Raw genomic sequence first — 17,225 nt, forward strand, 5'->3', positions numbered from 1 at the left:
GGCGGCCACCGTGCGCCCGGGAGGCGGTGGGGCTTGGGTGGGCGGTGGGGAGCTGTTCCGGCTCCGCTTCACGCCCGTCCCAGGAGGAGACCTCATGGCTCGCATGTCCGTACGGACCGTCAGCACCCGCATCGGCATAGCCGTCGCAGCCGCCGCGACGCTCGCCGCGACCGCGTCGCCCGCCATGGCGGACGGCGACTGGGGCGGTGGCGGTGGCGGCGACTGGGGTGGTGGCGGTGGCCACCACGCACCGGTCTACAAGGGCCGGGTCACGGCCAAGTCCGGGCTCCTGCTGCGCGACGCCCCCACCCGGGGCAGCCGCGTGGTCCGCGTGGAGCCGTACAACGCGATCGTCCCCATCTTCTGCAAGACGAGCGGTCAGAACGTCGAGGGCAACCACCTCTGGTACCTGCTGACCGACGGCACGTGGGCATGGGGCTCGGCGAAGTACATCGACAACATCGGGCGGGCGCCCCGCTGGTGCTGACATAACCGGATATCCGGCACTTGCTTGCTACGTTCCCGGTATGACCGCACCCACGGGTACACCGGGCTCACCGGGAACGAAGGCTCCCCCCTCGGTGCCCGCCGTGCGCGTCCCCGGACGCCGGGGCACCGAACTCGCCCTGCTGGTCCTGGCGGTGCTGCTCAGCGTCTACGGCTACTGCGCCGTGGGCCTCGCCAGGAGCGACGCGGTCCCGCCCGGCGCCGCCGGTTACGGCGCCGGGCTCGGCGTGCTCGCGCTCCTCGCGCACGTCGCGGTCCGGCTGCGCGCCCCCTACGCCGATCCGCTGCTGCTGCCGATCGGGGTGCTCCTCAACGGGCTGGGCCTCGTGCTGATCTACCGCCTCGACCTGGAGACCCCGCACGACGAGGCCGCCCCCACCCAGCTGGTGTGGTCGACGATCGGCGTGGCCCTCTTCATCGTCTTCGTGATGCTGCTGCGCGACCACCGGGTGCTCCAGCGGTACGCGTACCTGTCGGTGGCGGCGGCGCTCGCCCTGATGATCCTGCCGGGCTTCTTCCCCGCGGTGAACGGCGCCCGCATCTGGATCCGGATCGGCGAATTCTCCATCCAGCCCGGCGAGTTCGCGAAGGTGCTTCTCGCGATCTTCTTCGCCAGCTATCTCGCGGCGAACGGCCACGCGCTCACGTACACGGGCCGCCGGATCTGGGGGCTCCAGCTGCCCACGATGCGGGTGTTCGCGCCGATCCTCGCGATCTGGCTGCTCAGCGTCGGCGTCCTGATCCTGGAGACCGACCTCGGTACGTCGCTGCTCTTCTTCGGCCTGTTCGTCGTGATGCTCTACGTGGCGACCGGCCGGGCCAGCTGGATCGCGATCGGGCTGCTGCTCGCCGCGGCGGGCGCGTTCGTCGTCGCCTCCTTCGAGCCGCACGTGCACGGCCGCGTCGAGATCTGGCTGCATCCGTTCGCCTCGATCGCCGCGGGTGACGGGCCGGGTCAGCTCGCGCAGTCGCTGTTCGCGTTCGCGGCGGGAGGCATGCTCGGGACCGGGCTCGGGATGGGGCACTCGATCCTGATCGGCTTCGCCGCGAAGTCCGACTTCATCCTGGCGACGGCCGGCGAGGAGCTGGGCCTGGTCGGGCTGACGGCGATCTATCTGCTGTACGCGCTGCTGGTGGAGCGGGGCCTGCGGGGCGGGCTGGAACTGCGCGAGCCGTTCGGCCGGCTGCTCGCGACGGGGCTCGCCTCGATCGTCGCGCTGCAGGTCTTCGTGATCGCGGGCGGGGTGACGGGCCTGATCCCGCTGACGGGCATGGCGATGCCGTTCCTCGCGCAGGGCGGTTCGTCCGTCGTCACGAACTGGGTCATCGTCGCGATCCTGGTCCGGATCAGTGATTCGGCCCGCAGAGCGCTGCCCGCCGCCGGGCCGGGGGCGGGGCGATGACCCGGTACATCCGCCGCGCCGCGGTCTTCTGCCTGATCCTGCTGGTCGCGCTGCTGGTCAACTCCACCCGCGTCCAGGTCTTCCAGTCCGGCTCCCTCGACGCGAACCCGGCCAACCGGCGCGGCAGCATCGCGCAGTACGGGCAGCCGCGCGGCGACATCCTCGTGCAGGGCGGGCCGGTCACCGGCGCCAGGGACAGCGGTCAGGCGCTGCGGTACGAGCGCACGTACAAGAACGGGCCGCTGTACTCCCCCGTCACCGGGTACGCCTCGCAGACGTACGGCTCCTCGTTCGTGGAGGGCGCGGAGGACGGCATCCTGTCGGGGACGAGCCCGCTGCTCGCCCCGTTCCCGTTCTGGCCCGAGCTGTCCCGGTCCCGGGAGCCGGGCGGTGACGTGGCGACGACGCTGAACGCGGGAGCGCAGGAGGCGGCGTACGCGGGGCTCGGCGGGAAGAAGGGGGCGGTCGCGGCGATCGAACCGGCGACGGGGCGGATCCTCGCACTGGTCACGGCGCCCTCGTACGATCCCGGGGACTTCGCGGGGACGGGGGCGGCGGCGGAGCGGGCATGGCGGCGGCTGAACGCGGATCCGGAGCGGCCGATGCTCAACCGGGCGATCCGGGAGACGTATCCGCCGGGTTCGACGTTCAAGGTCGTCACGGCGGCGGCGGCGCTGGAGCACGAGGTGGTGGACGGGATCGGTACGCCGACCCGGACGCCGGTGCCGTACACGCTGCCCGGGACCACGACCCGGCTCGGCAACGAGTCGGCGTCCGCCGCGTGCGAGGACGCGACGCTCGAGGACGCGCTGCGCATCTCCTGCAACACGGTGTTCGCGAAGCTCGGGGTCGCCGTGGGCCTGGACGACATGGTGGAGACGGCCCGCGCCTTCGGCTTCAACGACCCCGGCGTGCACGTCCCGATGATCGTGTCCCGGTCCAACTTCGACACCGACATGAACCAGTCGCAGCTGGCGCTGTCCTCGATCGGGCAGTTCAACACGCGGGCGACGCCGTTGCAGATGGCGATGGTGGCGGCGGCGGTCGCCAACGGGGGGACGGTGATGGCCCCGCACCTCGTGGACCGTACGACGACGAGCGGCGGCACGGCGATCTCCACGACGGGCAGCCGTACGTACCGGCAGGCCATGTCCCCCTACACCGCGTCCCAGCTCCAGAAGATGATGGTCGACGTCGTCGAGGACGGCACCGGTACGAACGCCCGCATCCCCGGGGCGACGGTGGGCGGCAAGACGGGCACGGCCCAGAACGGCGTCAACAACGAGGGCACGCCGTACGCGTGGTTCATCTCCTACGCCCAGTCCGCGCAGTCCGCCCAGCCGGAGGTGGCGGTCGCGGTGGTCGTCGAGGACGCGGCGGCGAACCGGGCGGACGTGAGCGGCGGCGGCAGCGCGGCGCCCATCGCCCGCGCGGTCATGGAGGCGGTTCTCCGCACGGCGAAGGGCTGACGGTCCCGGGGTCGTTCCCCCAGGTCAGAGCGGCTGACGGAGCTCGGCCCGGACCTTCGCCGCGGTCTCGGCGACAGCGGCCAGGTCCACGTCCTCGGGATCCTTCGACATCGACTCCGTGTCGACCTCGCCGATGGACGCGCCGGTGTTGCCGTCCACCCACCCGCACATCGGCATCGTCAGCCGCCCGGCCCCGCCGGACTGGGTCAGCACCTCGCAGGTGATGGTGACGTCGCTGCCGGCGGGGTGGAAGTCCCGGGGGGCGACGGCGACCTCGGCGTTCTCCGCCTCGCCGCCGCCTTTCATCATGTTGTCGCGCGCCTCGTCGGTGTTCTTGAACCGCCCGTACATGCCGGACACGACGAGCACTCCCTTGGACGCGTCGCCGCCGAGCGTGTACTGGCCGACCACGGCCTTGGTGTCGCGGGCGTCCCAGGAGTCGTCGGCCTCCTGCTCCAGCGCCTGGCCCTTCTCCTCGGACATGTCCTGCGCGAGTTCGTACTTCCCGCCGAGGACGGTCTTCGGGAGCGTCAGCTTGTACTCGGCCTCGGGGAAGTCGCCCGCGACCCGGGATCCGATGTACGCGAGCGTGCCCACGCCGATGATGCCGAGGGCCACGACGCCGGCGACGATGCCGATGATCAGACCCGTCCGCTTCTTCGGGGGCGGCGGGGCGCCGAAGGAGGCGGGGTAGGGGGTTCCCGGCTGCTGCGGGAACCCCGGGTACGCCGGCGGCTGCCCGTACGGCTGCTGACCGTAAGGCTGTTGCTGCCCGTACGGCTGCTGCGGCTGCGGCGGGCCGTACGGGTTCGGCTGCTGGGGCTGGGGCGGAGGTGGCGTGGACACGATCGAGACGCTACTGCATCCCGCCGGCACCCCGTGCCGCCCGACCGGCCCCGCCCCCGGACCTCAGCCCTCGCCGGCCCGGATCGCCGCCTCGACCTCCTCCACCCGTCCCCGTTCCTCCTCCGCGAACCGCTCCGCGTCCAGCTTCTCCGCGACCTCCTCGTCCTGGGCCATGAGCTGGTCCAGGTTCGAGTCGCCGAGTTCGAAGACGCCGAGGTCCACGTAGGCCTCCTGGAGCCGTTTGCCCCACAGGCCGATGTCCTTGACGCAGGGCACGATCCGGGAGAAGAGCAGCTGCCGGAACAGGGCCAGGAACTCGGACTGCTCGGTGTACTCCTCGGCCTGCGCCCGGGGGATGCCGAAGTCCTCCAGGACCTCGACGCCGCGCAGCCGGTCCCGCATGAGGTAGCAGCCCTCGATGACGAAGTCCTCGCGTTCGCGCAGTTCGGCGTCGGTCAGCTGCTTGTAGTAGTCCCGCAGTGCCATCCGCCCGAACGCGACATGGCGGGCCTCGTCCTGCATCACGTAGGCGAGGATCTGCTTCGGCAGCGGCTTGTCCGTGGTGTCGCGGATCATGCCGAACGCGGCGAGCGCGAGGCCCTCGATGAGCACCTGCATGCCGAGGTAGGGCATGTCCCAGCGGGAGTCGCGGAGCGTGTCACCGAGCAGGGACTGCAGGTTGTCGTCGATCGGGTAGAGCATCCCGATCTTCTCGTGGAGGAAGCGTCCGTATATCTCCGCGTGCCGCGCCTCGTCCATGGTCTGGGTCGCGGAGTAGAACTTGGCGTCGAGGTCGGGCACGGACTCGACGATGCGCGCCGCGCACACCATCGCGCCCTGCTCGCCGTGCAGGAACTGGCTGAACTGCCAGGACGCGTAGTGCTTGCGCAGCTCCCCCCGGTCCCGCTCGGTCATCTTCGCCCAGTGGGGCGTGCCGTACAGGGACATCGCCTCGTCCGGGGTGCCGAGGGGGTCGCAGGGGTCGACCTCCAGGTCCCAGTCGATGCGTTTGGCGCCGTCCCACTGCTTGTCCTTGCCCTTCTGGTACAGGGCGAGCAGTCGGTCGCGTCCGTCGTCGTATTCCCAGCTGAAGCGGGCCGAACTGGCCGACGGTACTTGCCAGTTGAGGTCGCTCGGGGCCCTGGTGTAGAGCTCGTGCGTCGACATACCGGCAGGTTCACACGCTGTTGGACGCGGGGTCAACAAGTCGTGCGCAAACCATTGACGGCCTTGCTGACAAGGCATCTCATAAGAGTGAACTCGCCCACAGGGATGCGGAGTCAGCGATGACGACCACGACACCGGCCGACGACGCGGCGCTGGAAGGACTGCGGGACGCGCTCGGCCTGCTCAAAGGGCGCGAGCAGGTGGCCGAGCGACTGCTCGACTCCTCCGCGAAGCACTCGTTCGACCCCGACAAGGAGCTGGACTGGGACGCGCCCTTCGAGGAGGGCAAGTGGTTCTGGCCGCCCGAGCTCGTGTCGCTGTACGGCACCCCGCTGTGGAAGCGGATGAGCGAGGAGCAGCGGATCGCGCTGTCCCGGCACGAGGCCGCGGCGCTCGCCTCGCTCGGCATCTGGTTCGAGCTGATCCTGATGCAGCTGCTGGTCCGGCACGTCTACGACAAGGCGGCGACGAGCGCGCACGTGCGGTACGCGCTGACCGAGATCGAGGACGAGTGCCGGCACTCGAAGATGTTCGCCCGGCTCATCACGCGCGGCGGCACCCCGCACTACCCGGTGGCGCGCGTCCACCACCACCTGGGCAGGCTGTTCAAGACGGTGTCGACCACGCCCGGCTCCTTCACGGCGACGCTGCTCGGCGAGGAGATCCTCGACTGGATGCAGCGGCTGACCTTCCCCGACGACCGGGTGCAGACCCTGATCCGGGGCGTCACGCGCATCCACGTCGTCGAGGAGGCCCGGCACGTCCGGTACGCGCGTGAGGAGCTGCGGCGCCAGATGGTGACGGCGCCGCGCTGGTCGCAGGAGTTCACGCGGCTCACCTCGGGCGAGTTCGCCCGGGTCTTCTCCGTCGCCTTCATCAACCCCGAGGTCTACACGAACGTGGGCCTGGACCGGCGGCGGGCCATGGCCGAGGTCAAGGCCAGCGGGCACCGCCGCGAGGTCATGCAGACGGGCGCGAAGCGGCTCACGGACTTCCTCGACGACATCGGCGTGCTGCGCGGCGCCGGGCGTCAACTGTGGCGGTCCTCGGGGCTGCTGGCCTGAGGACGGACCGGGACATGCCGGTTACTCTTCGCACCATGACCTCGGCAACCGGCACGCCCGCCTACAGACGGCTCAGCGTCGAGGAGCGGCGCGCGCAGCTGCTGGAGGCGGCGCTGTCCCTGTTCGCGCACCGGGCCCCCGAGGAGGTCTCCCTCGACGACGTCGCGGAGGCCGCCGGGGTCTCCCGGCCGCTCGTCTACCGCTACTTCCCGGGCGGCAAGCAGCAGTTGTACGAGGCCGCCCTGCGCACGGCGGCGGACGCGCTCGAACAGTGCTTCGCCGAACCGCCCGAGGGCCCGCTCACCACACGCCTGGCCCGCGCCCTCGACCGCTATCTGGCCTTCGTCGACGAGCACGACATGGGCTTCGCCGCGCTGCTCCAGGGCGGCAGTGTCGTCGAGACGTCCCGGACGACCGCGATCGTGGACGGGGTGCGCCGCGCGGCCGCCGCTCACATCCTGGCCCACCTGTCCGTCGCCGAACCGGGCCCGCGTCTGCGCATGACGGTCCGCATGTGGATCACCTCCGTCGAGGCGGCCTCGCTGATCTGGCTGGACGAGGACAAACAGCCGCCCCTGGACGACCTCCGCGACGCCCTCGTCGACCAGTTCCTGGCCATCCTGACCGCGACGGCGACCCGCGACCCCGAGACCGCCGAGGCCGTACGCCGGGCCCTGGCCCTGGAGCCCCCGGACGGCCCGGTCGACGCGCTGGTGCGGCGGGTGCTGGGACTGGCGGGCGGCGCAGCACATTTGCAGTGACGGCGGCGGACGGCGCGGGACGCCCGGGAGGGCCGGTCCTGGCACGGGTTCCGTGACAGGGGCGTGACGTAGGCACGTTGCGGTTCGCGAAGCGGCGTGCCCATGATGGCCGGCATGTCTGAGCACGGGGGTGCGGCGGACCAGCCGCAGAGGACACCGAGGTCGCGCCTCGCCGACTACGCCGAGATGAGCGGTCCGGCCACGCCTGCCGACGCGGCGCGGGAGCCCGCGGAACCGGCGCCGCCCGCGCGTGAGGAGTCCACGCCGGAGCCTCCCGGCGCTCAGGCCGCCGATCCCGGCCCCTCGCTCGACGACCCGGAAGTGGTGGCCCGGAAGCGGGAGTTCGCCCGTCTCCTGGGCGAGTTCCGGCGCACGGCGGTCCTGGTCCCGCTGGGCGACGAGCCGGGTCCGGAGGAGGAGCGCGGGCTGCTGACGGCCGACTTCAACGGCATCCGTTTCATCCTGGCCTTCTCCGACGAACAGGCTCTGGCCCGAATGGCCGGACGGGCCGCAAGGACTTCCGATCGTCAAATGACCCGCAGGCCGACGGGCTCCCGCGGAGGAACAGAGAACAGGCACATGCGCGAAGTACAGCCACTGGGCATCCTGAGTCTGCTCGCGAGCCGGCAGGAGTATGCCCGGCACAAGGACGAAATGGCCGGGCGGACGGGCGCGCTGCGCGAGGAGGACCGGGCGGGTGTCGCCTCGTATCTGCGTAAGGGCCATGTCGTGCTGGCGATCATGGAGTACACGACCGACATCCTCGAGGACCGGTTCGGCACCTCTGGCGGCAGCGGCATCCTCACCGACGGGACCTACTACTGGCGCGGTGACGCCGCGGACTACGTCGAGACGTACGGCGTGAGCCCCGGCGATGCGTTCATCCGTCATGTGGACGACCGGAACGGCGAGCCGCCACCGTTGACGCAGGACGACGTCATCGACATCGACGACTACTTCATGCACCTGCGTCGCGAGCGGTTGGCGTGAGGCGCACCCACCGGAGTGTCGAGACAAGAGCGTGAGCCGGCGGAACACGGGGGCAGGACGCATGTGGCGTGAACTCGCAGAGGAGTTCCCGGGAACCGGGCTGAAGGGGCCCGCGGTCCCCGAGGCACTGGACCGTATCGAGGAGCGCCTCGGACAGCTCGTACCGTCGGCCTTGCGGGAGTTGCTGCTGGAGACCGACGGTATCGAGGACGTTCATGGCGCCGAGTCCGTGTGGAGCACGGAGCGGATCCTCGAAGTGAACGCGTCCTTCCGGTCGCAGGCGGATCTCCGCGATCTGTACATGCCGTTCGACGCCCTGATGTTCTTCGGCGACAACGGCGGCGGCGATCAGTTCGCCTTCGTCCGCACCCCCGAGCGGGACGATGTCTTTGTCTGGGACCACGAGACCGACAGCCGTACGTGGGTCGCGCCCTCTCTGGCCCGCTATCTCCGCAGCGCGCTGGAGAGCGACGGCGAGGACTGGTACCGGAATGGTTGAGACGACCGGACTCGTCGCCGCGACAGAAGGGTGACGCGCACGTGCCCAGCCACTACCTCTCCGTACGCAACAGCGACCTCCTCACCCCGCTCTACGGCACCGCCCCACTCTCCCTGGCCTCCCTCCGCCTCCGCTCCGTGCACCTCGACTGGCGTGGGCCCGCCCTGACCCTGCGGCTCGATCTGCCCGCGCCTTCCCTGCCGTTGCCGGAGGAGTGGGCGGTCGCCGGGGTCGACAGCGTGCAGGGGCACTTGCAGTTTCTCGCCGTGGCGAATCTGGAGTTGGACGGGTGGGATCCGCCGGTTCTCGCGTCGTTCGCACTGACGGAGCTCGGTGGCGGCGAGCGCCGGATGCGGGTCGAGGTCTCGGCCGGCGAGGGGCCGCCCTTCCTGCGGTTCACCAGTCACACCGACGTACTGGCCGGGCACCTCAGCGGGTTCCGGGCCGGGCCCGGTGGGGTGGACAGCGGGCCGCACCTCTTCCGCGGCCCCCTCGACGCGAAGCGTCATTCCACCGTCCCCGACCCCAGCGAGAAGACCTTCTATGAACGGCTCTGAGGACGACGGCTTCCGGGAGCTGACGGAGGGCAGCGACCTGTTCTACGTTCACCTCGACGAGCGGGAGCGTTCCGTCACCCTCGGTTTCGCCCGCGAGCGCGGGAGCGAGGGGTCCGAGTTCTTTCTGCGCTTCCCCGAGGCGCGGGACGTCCGGGTGCGCGGCTGGACCCATCCGGGCAGGAAGGACGTCCGGGTCACGCGTGGCGACCCAGGGGACGGCGTCGCGGTCGACGTGTCGTCGCAGGGCTCGTCTCTGAGTTTTCGCGCGGCGGGCATCACTGTGGCCCGTACGCGCTCCTTCCCCGTCTGGCCCGGTGCTTGAGGGAGAGAAGGCGTGCGTATCGAGATCACCGAGGTGTCCGGTGACGTGATCGGTTTCAACAGCCCGGTGGGTCGCGCCTGGTGCCCGTCGGGGCGCCGGTGCTGGTCTCCGGGACCGTGGACGCGCCCGCAGGGCGTGATCGCGTGGTGGCCCTCCGGTGCGGCGGGAGCGTGTTGCTCGTGGAGTTCGGAGAGGTCGGGCGAGCGCTGCCGGGGGTCGGGGAGCGGGTCGCGTTCACGGTCGGTGGGATCGAGGTCCACCCGTATCGGCTGTGACGGGAGAGACTGGGCCCGTGAAGAGTGAAGAGATCCCCTTTGTCGGGGGGCCGCTCGATGGGCGGACGCTGGACGTGATGGTGACCGCCACCGGGAATCCGCCCAAGGTGTACAAGGTGCCGGTCCCGGGTGAGGAGGGCGGGGAGACCGTGTTCGTGTATGTGCGGGAGCCCGTGCCGAGCGGGAAGGCCGTGCAGCTCGTGACGCGGTGGCGGTACGTGTTCGCGCCCGACGGGAAGACCGGGCGGGAGATCCGGTGGCCGTGGTCCAGGAAGAAGGGCGTCGAGTAAAGGCGGCTCGCCGGGTGGGACCTGGACGGGTGGTGGGGTTGGGCCGGGTCGCGCAGCTCCGCGCGCCGGTCGTACGACGGTCTGCTGGTGTTCACGGTGCGGGGCACAGGGGCTGGCCCGCACCGGAGGTGATGAGGTGTCAGGCAGGCTGGTGCGGTGGGTGTGCACGGCGGCCGTCGCGGCGGCGGTGCTCCAGCCGGTTCCCGCGGGCGCGGCGCCCGGACCGGACGACACCGGGCAGGAGCGGCCGGTGGCCGAACTGCTGACGGATCTTCAGCGGCTGTACCGGGAGGCCGAGGAGGCCACCGAGGCGTACAACGCCACCGAGGAGAAGCTGAAGGAGCGGAAGAAGGCCGCGGAGGATCTCAGCGAGAAGCTGGCCCGGGCCCGGGGGGAGCTGAGCCGCAGCCGGGTCGCGGCCGGGCGGATGGCGCGGGACCAGTACCAGGGCAGCAGCGACATCTCCCCGTACGTACGGCTGCTGCTGGCCCGCGATCCGCAGCAGGCCCTCGATCAGGGGCACGTGCTGCGGCGCGCGGCGAGGGAGCAGCAGGCGGCGATCGCCCGGCTGGTCGGGCGGGAGAAGAAGACCGACGGGCTCGCCACGACCGCCCGGGCCGCCCTCGACCGCCAGATGCAGCTCACGGAGAAGAAGCGGAAAGAGCGGGACGCCGTGCAGGGGCGGCTCAAGGAGGTCGAGGAGCTGCTCGTCTCCCTCAGCGCCGATCAGCTCGCCGAGCTGGCGCGGCTGGAGAAGAAGGGGACCGCGGACGCGCAGCGGGAGTTCGTGGCGTCCGGGGCGCTGAGCTCCACCCCGCGCTCCCCGTCGAAGGCCGGTGACGCGGCGCTCTCGTACGCCGTCGAGCAGATCGGGAAGCCGTACGTGTGGGGCGCCGAGGGGCCGGACGCGTACGACTGCTCGGGGCTCACCTCGCAGGCCTGGGCGCACGCGGGCCGGACGATCCCGCGGACCTCGCAGGAGCAGTGGGCGCAGCTGCGCCGGGTGCCGATCGGCGAGCTGCGGCCCGGGGACCTCGTCGTGTACTTCCCGGAGGCGACGCACGTGGCGATGTACCTCGGCGACGGGATGGTGGTGCAGGCGCCACGCCCCGGGGCGAAGGTCAAGGTGTCGCCGATCGCGGCGAACCCGGTGCTCGGGGCGGTCCGGCCGGACCCCGGCGCGGACCCGATGTCCGGCTACCGGGCGCCGGCCCTGCCGGAGGGGGCGACGGACGGCGACGACACCGGGTACTCCGACCCGGGTGCGCCGCCGTCCCTCACCGAGTGACGACGGGCTACTGCGTCAGCGACGCGAGGTACGCCTCGGTCTTGGCCGGCTCGTAGAAGAAGTTCTCGAAGTCGGCCGGGTCGTTGAACCCGTTGGCGAAGCGGTCGGCGGCCGGCTGGAGCTGGCCGGCGGCGCCGAGCAGGTTGAGGACGTGCTCCGGCGGGGCCTGGAGCATCGTGTTCGTCCACTTGGTGACGTGCTGCGCGGTGTCCCAGTAGCGGTCGAACGTGGACTGCATCCACTCCTCGTCGAACGGCTTGTCACCGTGCTCGACGATGGAGGAGAGGTACGCGGCGGCGCACTTGGAGGCCGAGTTGGAGCCCTGGCCGGTGATCGGGTCGTTGGCGACGACCACGTCGGCGACGCCGAGGACCGCGCCGCCCGAGGGCAGCCGGCCGATCGGGTTGCGGACGGTCGGCGCGTAGCGGCCGGCGAGCGTGCCGTTGGCGTCGGTCAGCTCGACCTTCGTGGCGCGGGCGTACTCCCACGGCAGGAACTTCTCCATCAGCTCCAGCGTGAGCGCGAGGTGCTCGGAGGGGTCCTTGACGCCCTTGAACGCGTCCACGGGGCCGCCGGGGACGCCCTCCCAGAACAGGATGTCGGCGCGGCCCGAGGTGGTGAGGGTCGGCATGACGAAGAGCTCGCCGACGCCCGGCACGATGTTGCAGCGGACCGCTTCGAAGTCGGGGTGCTCGGGGCGCGGGCCGAGACCGTGCACGTAGGCGACGGCGAGGGCGCGCTGCGGCTCCGTGTACGGGGAGCGGGAGGCGTCGCGGCCGAACATGGAGACGAGCTCGCCCTTGCCGGCCGAGACCAGCACCAGGTCGTAGGTGCGGGCGAAGTAGTCGAGGTCGGAGACGGCGGCGCCGTGGATGACGAGCTGGCCGCCGCGCTGGGCGAAGGTCTCCATCCAGCCGGCCATCTTCACGCGCTGGTCGACGGACTGCGCGATGCCGTCGAGCTTGCCGACCCAGTCGATGGCCCGCTGGGTGGGGCCCGGGTCGTGCGAGCCGGGCGCGGCGACGGAGACGCCGAGGCCCTCGATCTTCGGGGCCTGGGTCTCCCAGAAGTTGAGCTGCAGGTCGCGCTCGTGCTGGAGCGAGGTGTGGAACATGCACTGCGTCGACATGACCCGGCCGGAGCGGATCTCGTCGGCGGTGCGGTTGGACATCAGAGTGACCTCGTACCCGTGGGACTGCAGGCCCAGGGCGAGCTGGAGACCGGACTGGCCGGCTCCGACGACGAGTATCTTCCGCGACATATCGACTGCCTCTAACTTGCTTACGAAATAAGGGATGTGACCCGCGGGGTCTACGGAGTTTCCGGCCTAGGCGGGGGTCGCGTCGAGCGCGTGGCCGACCAGCGAGAGCAGCGTCTCGATCACGGATATGCGGCGGCGCGCGTCCATGACCAGGACGGGGACGTGCGGCGGCACGGTGAGCGCCTCGCGCACGTCGTCCGGCTCGAACTCCTCGGAGCCGTCGAAGTGGTTGACGGCGACGACGTAGGGCAGCCCGCAGCTCTCGAAGTAGTCGAGGGCCGGGAAGCAGTCGGACAGCCGGCGGGTGTCGGCCAGGACGACGGCGCCGATCGCGCCGCGCACCAGGTCGTCCCACATGAACCAGAACCGCTGCTGGCCCGGCGTGCCGAACAGGTACAGGACCAGGTCGTCGTCGAGCGTGATGCGGCCGAAGTCCATGGCGACGGTCGTGGTGGCCTTGTCGGGGGTCGCGGACAGATCGTCCGTGTCCTCGCTGGCCCGGGTCATCAGCGCCTCCGTCTGGAGGGGCTGGATCTCCGAGACGGCGGTCACCAGGGTGGTCTTGCCGACGCCGAACCCGCCCGCCACGACGATCTTCGTGGCGATCGGGGCCCGGGTCCTGTCGGTCTGCCAGGCCTGCAACTGCTCCTCTTCTTCGAGGAGTTCGGTGACGTCAGAGACGACGGAGTCCACTCAGCACCCTTTCGAGCAGCGCGCGGTCCGGCTGTCCCGGGCCGTGACCGGTTCCGTACACACGGATCTTTCCCTGGTCGGCGAGGTCGCTCAGGAGGACGCGGACCACACCGAGGGGCATCTTGAGGAGCGCCGCGATCTCGGCGACCGTGCGCATGCGGCGGCACAGCTCCACGATGGCCCGCATCTCCGGCATGACGCCCGCGAGCGTGCCCTTCCCTATTTCGAGGTGCTGTTCGGGCGCTTCGAGGGCGGCGACGAACGTCTCGACGAGCAGCACGTGCCCGAAGCGGGTGCGGCCGCCGGTCAGGGAGTAGGGGCGGACGCGGGCGGCCTTGCGGTCGGATCCGCGTACGGGGAGTTTGCCGGTGCTCGTACTGCCGGGTGTCATCGGGTGCTCTCCATCGACTGGCGCAGTTCGCTGCGGAGTTCGGGGGTGAGGACATGCCCGGCACGGCCGACGAAGAGCGCCATGTGGTACGCGACGACGCTCATGTCGCAGTCCGGGGTGGCGTGCACGCCGAGCAGAGAACCGTCGCTGATGGACATGACGAAGAGGGAGCCCTCCTCCATGGCCACCATGGTCTGCTTGACGCCCCCGCCGTCCATCAGCTTGGCGGCGCCGATGGTGAGGCTGCCGACGCCGGACACGATCGTGGCCAGGTCGGCGCTGGAACCCTTGGGGCCGCCGCTGTGGTCAGCGGTCCTCTCGGTGTTGTGCCCCGGGTCGGAGGAGAGCAGGAGCAGCCCGTCGGACGAGACGACCGCGACGGAGAGCAGCCCTGGCACCTCCTCGACCAGATTGGTCAGCAGCCAGTGCAGATTGCGCGCTGCGCTGCTGAGTGCGCTGGATACAGGGGTGGGCGCAGTCAACTGCTTGCCTCCTCGGCGGTGTCCCCCTTGGCTTCTCCGATACGTTCTTCGATCTCGGCCGCGACGTCCTTGCGGCCTTCCTGCGCCCCCCGGTGGAATCCGCCGAGCCGGCGGCGCAGCGCGTCCGCGTCCACGGAGCCGGTGCGCGGCTTCGCGGCGGGAGCCTGGGCTGCGGCCTTCGGGGTGCGCTTGGGCAGGCCCTTGTCCGTGAGGCGCTGGGGCGCCGGCTCGGACACGGGGGTGCGCTGCGCGGGCACCTCGGCGGTGGCCGGCTCGGGAGCGTGGTCGGGCTCCGGCCGGTCATGGGTCTCGTTCGCGGCCTGGGGCGCGGGAGCCGGCGCGGCTTCGGGCTCGGGGTCGGCTTCGGGCTCGGCGAGCGCCGGAGTCGCGGTCAGGACCCCGGTGGTGGTCGCGGTCTCGTCCGGGGTGCGCTCGTGCGCGTCGGACTCGCCGGTGGCCACGGGCGCGGGGGCCGGTACCGGAGCCATGAGCTCCATCGTGGTCTCGGCCGGACGCTCCACGGGCTCGGACTGCTCCGTGGGCTCGGCGGGCGCGGCGGGCTCGGTGGTCTCCGCCTTGCGCACGGCCTGCTCGGCCGCCGCGATGAGCGGATCCGCACCCTCGGAGCCGTCGGCGCTGCGCCCGTCCAGGACGTTGGAGTTGGCCTCGGCCTCGGAGCCGGGCAGGTGCACGGCCGGGGCGCCGCCCGGCACCGGCACGGCCGGCGGCGCAGACACGACGGGCGCGGCGGCGAGCAGCGCGGTGGGCAGCACGGCGACGGCGGCGACACCGCCCTGCTTCTGCTCGCGCAGCCGGACCCGGATGCCGTGCCGTGCGGCGAGCCGCGCGACGACGTAGAGGCCGAGCCCGAGGCCGTCGGCGTCCGCCGGGTCGTGGGCCTGCTCCGCGGTGAAGGCGGACAGCCGCGCGTTGAGCTCCCGCATCCGGTCCTCGGCCATGCCGATGCCCTCGTCCTGGACGGAGAGCATGACCTCGCCGTTCTCCAGGAGCCAGCCGGAGACCTCGACGGTGGCGTCCGGCGGCGAGAACGAGGTCGCGTTCTCCAGGAGTTCGGCGACGAGGTGGCTGAGGTCGTCGGCGGCGAACCCGGCGACGTGCGCGTGCGGCGGCAGCGCGGCGATCCGGACCCGCTCGTACCGCTCGATCTCGGAGACGGCGGCACGGACGACGTCGACCAGCGGGACGGAGCCCGCGTGCTGCTGGCCGTGCTCGGCACCGGCGAGGACCAGGAGGTTCTCGCTGTGCCGGCGCATGACGGTGGCGAAGTGGTCGAGCTTGAACAGGGTGCCGAGGCGCTCGGGGTCCTGCTCGCGCTCCTCCAGGCCCTCGATGACGCCGAGCTGGCGCTCGACGAGGCCGAGGGTGCGCAGGGCGAGGTTGACGAAGGTGCCGTGGATGGAGTGGCGGGCCTTGTCCAGGCGCTCGGCGGCCTCGGCGAGCTCGGTGCGCAGGGCCTCGCGGTCGGCGCGCAGCGCGTCGCGGTCGTCGGCCATCCGCTGCCGCTCGCCGATGAGGTGCTTGCGGTCGGACTCGAGGCTGCCGAGCCGCTCGTGGAGGGCGAGCGCGTGCGCGTGCAGGGCGTTGACGGAGCGGACGACCTGGGCGAACTCGTCGTTGCGCCCGGTGAACTTCATCGGCTCCTCGGTGCCCGGCTCCGCGGCCAGGCGAGCGGAGCCGATCCGCAGCACGGCCAGCGGCCGGGTCAGCGAGCGGGCGGTGCCCATCGCGAAGCCGACGGCGGCGAGCAGGCAGAAGCCGGCCAGGGCGAAGCGGATCTCGAGCGCGGTGACGTCGTCGTCGCGCAGCTGCTCCAGGGCCTTGATCCGCTGGTCGCCGAGGGCGGCCTCGGCGCCCCGCATCTGGTCGACCCGGGCGGTGAGCGCGTCGTCGACCTTCTTGCTGCTGTACTCCAGTTCGGCGGCAGACAGCGTGGGGGCGTCGGTGAGCGCGGCGAGGTACTTGTCGGCCCGCTCGACCTCGGGCCCGGTGACCGTCGAGTCGTACGAGGTGACCGCGGCGGCCGGGGCGGACTCGCGGAAGTCGTCGAGCGCGGCCTGCGAGCGGACCTGGGCGAGCTGGGCGGCGGCGGTGAGTCCGTCCCGCTCCTCGGCGCCGCCGCCCGCCGCGTCCGAGACGACGGTCTTGGGCAGCCCGGTGACGGGGTCGAGGACCGTCGTGGTCGAGGTGGGCCGGGGCACCGCGTACGCGGCGAGCAGGAGGCCGCGGGCGGCGGAGGCCTGCTCGACGGCACGGTCCAGGTCGGCGAAGGCGCGGACGCCCGCGCCGGCCCGGGCGGGCGTGCTGTCGGCGAGGTCCTCGGCGAGCCGGTGCAGGCCGGCGATGGCGGCGGAGTACGCGGCGTTCGCCTTGAGGGCGGTGTCCTTGCCGGTGAGGGCGGCGCGGCGGACGGCGGCGATCTCGTCGAGGGTGCGGCGCAGCGAGCCCTCGGCGTCGGCGCGCAGCTCCTCGACCTGGCGGTCGACCCGGCCGCTGCGCTCCTCGCTGAGGCCCTTGCCCTCGGGGCGTCCGGCGGCGATGAAGGCGGTGACCTCGTCGCGCTCGTCGGCCAGGGAGCGGGACAGGGCGAGGGCGCTCTGCGTGCGCTGCGCGTCGTCGACGAGGCCCTGGGACTCGCCCACCTGGGCGGACGCGGTGAGGAGCGCGGGGGCGGCGGCGCCGGCGATCGCGGCGGCGACCACGGCGACGGCGACGATCAGCCGGTTGCGCACCCGGGCCTTGCGGCCCTTGCCGACCGGCGGGGCCGGGGGCGTCGGGGCGGGCGTCAGGGCCGGGGAGGGCACGGTGCCACCGGGCGCGGAGGACGTGCCGTGCTCCGTGACGGAGCCCGTCGCACCCACCCCGCCCACGCCAAGGGACCCGTTACCGCCGGAGGTCTTCCGCAACGTCTGGTGCTCGCATTCCTGACTCGTCCTACCCCT

General features: G+C 71.8%; 18 protein-coding genes. 11 read left to right on the forward strand and 7 right to left on the reverse strand.

What is annotated here, in order from left to right; all coding sequences use genetic code 11:
- Nucleotides 1-103 precede the first annotated feature (103 nt).
- From IAG42_RS11205 to IAG42_RS11215, 3 genes are read left to right on the forward strand one after another with little or no spacing between them, the layout of a single operon-like run.
- Nucleotides 104-487, forward strand: a complete 384-nt coding sequence (locus IAG42_RS11205; protein WP_188341309.1) for an SH3 domain-containing protein — start codon at nt 104-106, stop codon at nt 485-487.
- A 40-nt stretch (nt 488-527) separates the two neighbouring features.
- A complete protein-coding gene (locus tag IAG42_RS11210; RefSeq protein WP_188336878.1) occupies nt 528-1,910 on the forward strand; it encodes an FtsW/RodA/SpoVE family cell cycle protein in 1,383 nt (460 codons plus the stop codon).
- Complete coding sequence (locus IAG42_RS11215) at nt 1,907-3,379, forward strand: penicillin-binding transpeptidase domain-containing protein (protein ID WP_188336879.1); 1,473 nt, start codon at nt 1,907-1,909, stop codon at nt 3,377-3,379. Before IAG42_RS11210 ends, IAG42_RS11215 begins: the two co-directional genes overlap by 4 nt.
- A 24-nt stretch (nt 3,380-3,403) precedes the next feature.
- Here the strand turns inward: IAG42_RS11215 and IAG42_RS11220 are convergent, their stop codons facing one another.
- Entirely contained in the window at nt 3,404-4,225 is an 822-nt protein-coding gene (locus IAG42_RS11220; RefSeq protein WP_188336880.1) for a hypothetical protein, read from the reverse strand.
- Between the two features lie 63 nt (nt 4,226-4,288).
- Nucleotides 4,289-5,392, reverse strand: coding sequence for a ferritin-like domain-containing protein (locus IAG42_RS11225; RefSeq protein ID WP_188336881.1), 1,104 nt, complete (start codon nt 5,390-5,392; stop codon nt 4,289-4,291).
- A 119-nt stretch (nt 5,393-5,511) separates the two neighbouring features.
- Here IAG42_RS11225 and IAG42_RS11230 point away from each other — a divergent pair, with 119 nt between their 5' ends.
- From IAG42_RS11230 to IAG42_RS11270, 8 genes are all read left to right on the forward strand, one after another.
- Nucleotides 5,512-6,456 carry an AurF N-oxygenase family protein gene (locus tag IAG42_RS11230; RefSeq protein WP_188336882.1) on the forward strand — a complete coding sequence of 315 codons (945 nt, stop codon included), beginning with the start codon at nt 5,512-5,514 and terminating at the stop codon, nt 6,454-6,456.
- A 35-nt stretch (nt 6,457-6,491) separates the two neighbouring features.
- The gene (locus IAG42_RS11235) at nt 6,492-7,217 is read left to right on the forward strand and encodes a TetR/AcrR family transcriptional regulator (protein ID WP_188336883.1); all 726 of its coding nucleotides are present in this window, start codon (nt 6,492-6,494) and stop codon (nt 7,215-7,217) included.
- A gap of 114 nt (nt 7,218-7,331) precedes the next feature.
- Nucleotides 7,332-8,207, forward strand: coding sequence for a hypothetical protein (locus IAG42_RS38455; RefSeq protein ID WP_317453309.1), 876 nt, complete (start codon nt 7,332-7,334; stop codon nt 8,205-8,207).
- Between the two features lie 61 nt (nt 8,208-8,268).
- Entirely contained in the window at nt 8,269-8,706 is a 438-nt protein-coding gene (locus tag IAG42_RS11250) for an SMI1/KNR4 family protein (protein ID WP_188336884.1), read from the forward strand.
- Between the two features lie 41 nt (nt 8,707-8,747).
- Complete coding sequence (locus tag IAG42_RS11255) at nt 8,748-9,263, forward strand: Imm50 family immunity protein (RefSeq protein ID WP_188336885.1); 516 nt, start codon at nt 8,748-8,750, stop codon at nt 9,261-9,263.
- Nucleotides 9,250-9,585 carry a hypothetical protein gene (locus tag IAG42_RS11260; protein ID WP_188336886.1) on the forward strand — a complete coding sequence of 112 codons (336 nt, stop codon included), beginning with the start codon at nt 9,250-9,252 and terminating at the stop codon, nt 9,583-9,585. The genes IAG42_RS11255 and IAG42_RS11260 overlap by 14 nt, the downstream gene beginning before the upstream one ends.
- Nucleotides 9,586-9,937: 352 nt before the next feature.
- The gene (locus tag IAG42_RS11265; RefSeq protein ID WP_317453310.1) at nt 9,938-10,150 is read left to right on the forward strand and encodes a hypothetical protein; all 213 of its coding nucleotides are present in this window, start codon (nt 9,938-9,940) and stop codon (nt 10,148-10,150) included.
- A gap of 136 nt (nt 10,151-10,286) precedes the next feature.
- Nucleotides 10,287-11,438, forward strand: a complete 1,152-nt coding sequence (locus IAG42_RS11270; RefSeq protein ID WP_188336888.1) for a C40 family peptidase — start codon at nt 10,287-10,289, stop codon at nt 11,436-11,438.
- A 7-nt stretch (nt 11,439-11,445) separates the two neighbouring features.
- Here IAG42_RS11270 and IAG42_RS11275 read toward each other — a convergent pair whose 3' ends face one another.
- The 5 genes from IAG42_RS11275 to IAG42_RS11295 form a co-directional block, all read right to left on the reverse strand.
- The gene (locus tag IAG42_RS11275) at nt 11,446-12,699 is read right to left on the reverse strand and encodes a styrene monooxygenase/indole monooxygenase family protein (protein ID WP_188336889.1); all 1,254 of its coding nucleotides are present in this window, start codon (nt 12,697-12,699) and stop codon (nt 11,446-11,448) included.
- Between the two features lie 66 nt (nt 12,700-12,765).
- The gene (locus IAG42_RS11280; protein WP_188336890.1) at nt 12,766-13,392 is read right to left on the reverse strand and encodes a GTP-binding protein; all 627 of its coding nucleotides are present in this window, start codon (nt 13,390-13,392) and stop codon (nt 12,766-12,768) included.
- Entirely contained in the window at nt 13,373-13,783 is a 411-nt protein-coding gene (locus IAG42_RS11285) for a DUF742 domain-containing protein (RefSeq protein ID WP_188336891.1), read from the reverse strand. Before IAG42_RS11285 ends, IAG42_RS11280 begins: the two co-directional genes overlap by 20 nt.
- On the reverse strand, nt 13,780-14,265 hold the full coding sequence (locus tag IAG42_RS11290; protein ID WP_188336892.1) for a roadblock/LC7 domain-containing protein: 486 nt from the start codon (nt 14,263-14,265) through the stop codon (nt 13,780-13,782). Before IAG42_RS11290 ends, IAG42_RS11285 begins: the two co-directional genes overlap by 4 nt.
- Nucleotides 14,262-17,072: a nitrate- and nitrite sensing domain-containing protein gene (locus IAG42_RS11295; protein WP_449657190.1), complete on the reverse strand. Its 2,811-nt coding sequence runs from the start codon at nt 17,070-17,072 to the stop codon at nt 14,262-14,264. The genes IAG42_RS11290 and IAG42_RS11295 overlap by 4 nt, the downstream gene beginning before the upstream one ends.
- Between the last annotated feature and the right edge of the window lie 153 nt (nt 17,073-17,225).

The organism is Streptomyces xanthii, assembly GCF_014621695.1.
Lineage (GTDB): Bacteria > Actinomycetota > Actinomycetes > Streptomycetales > Streptomycetaceae > Streptomyces > Streptomyces xanthii.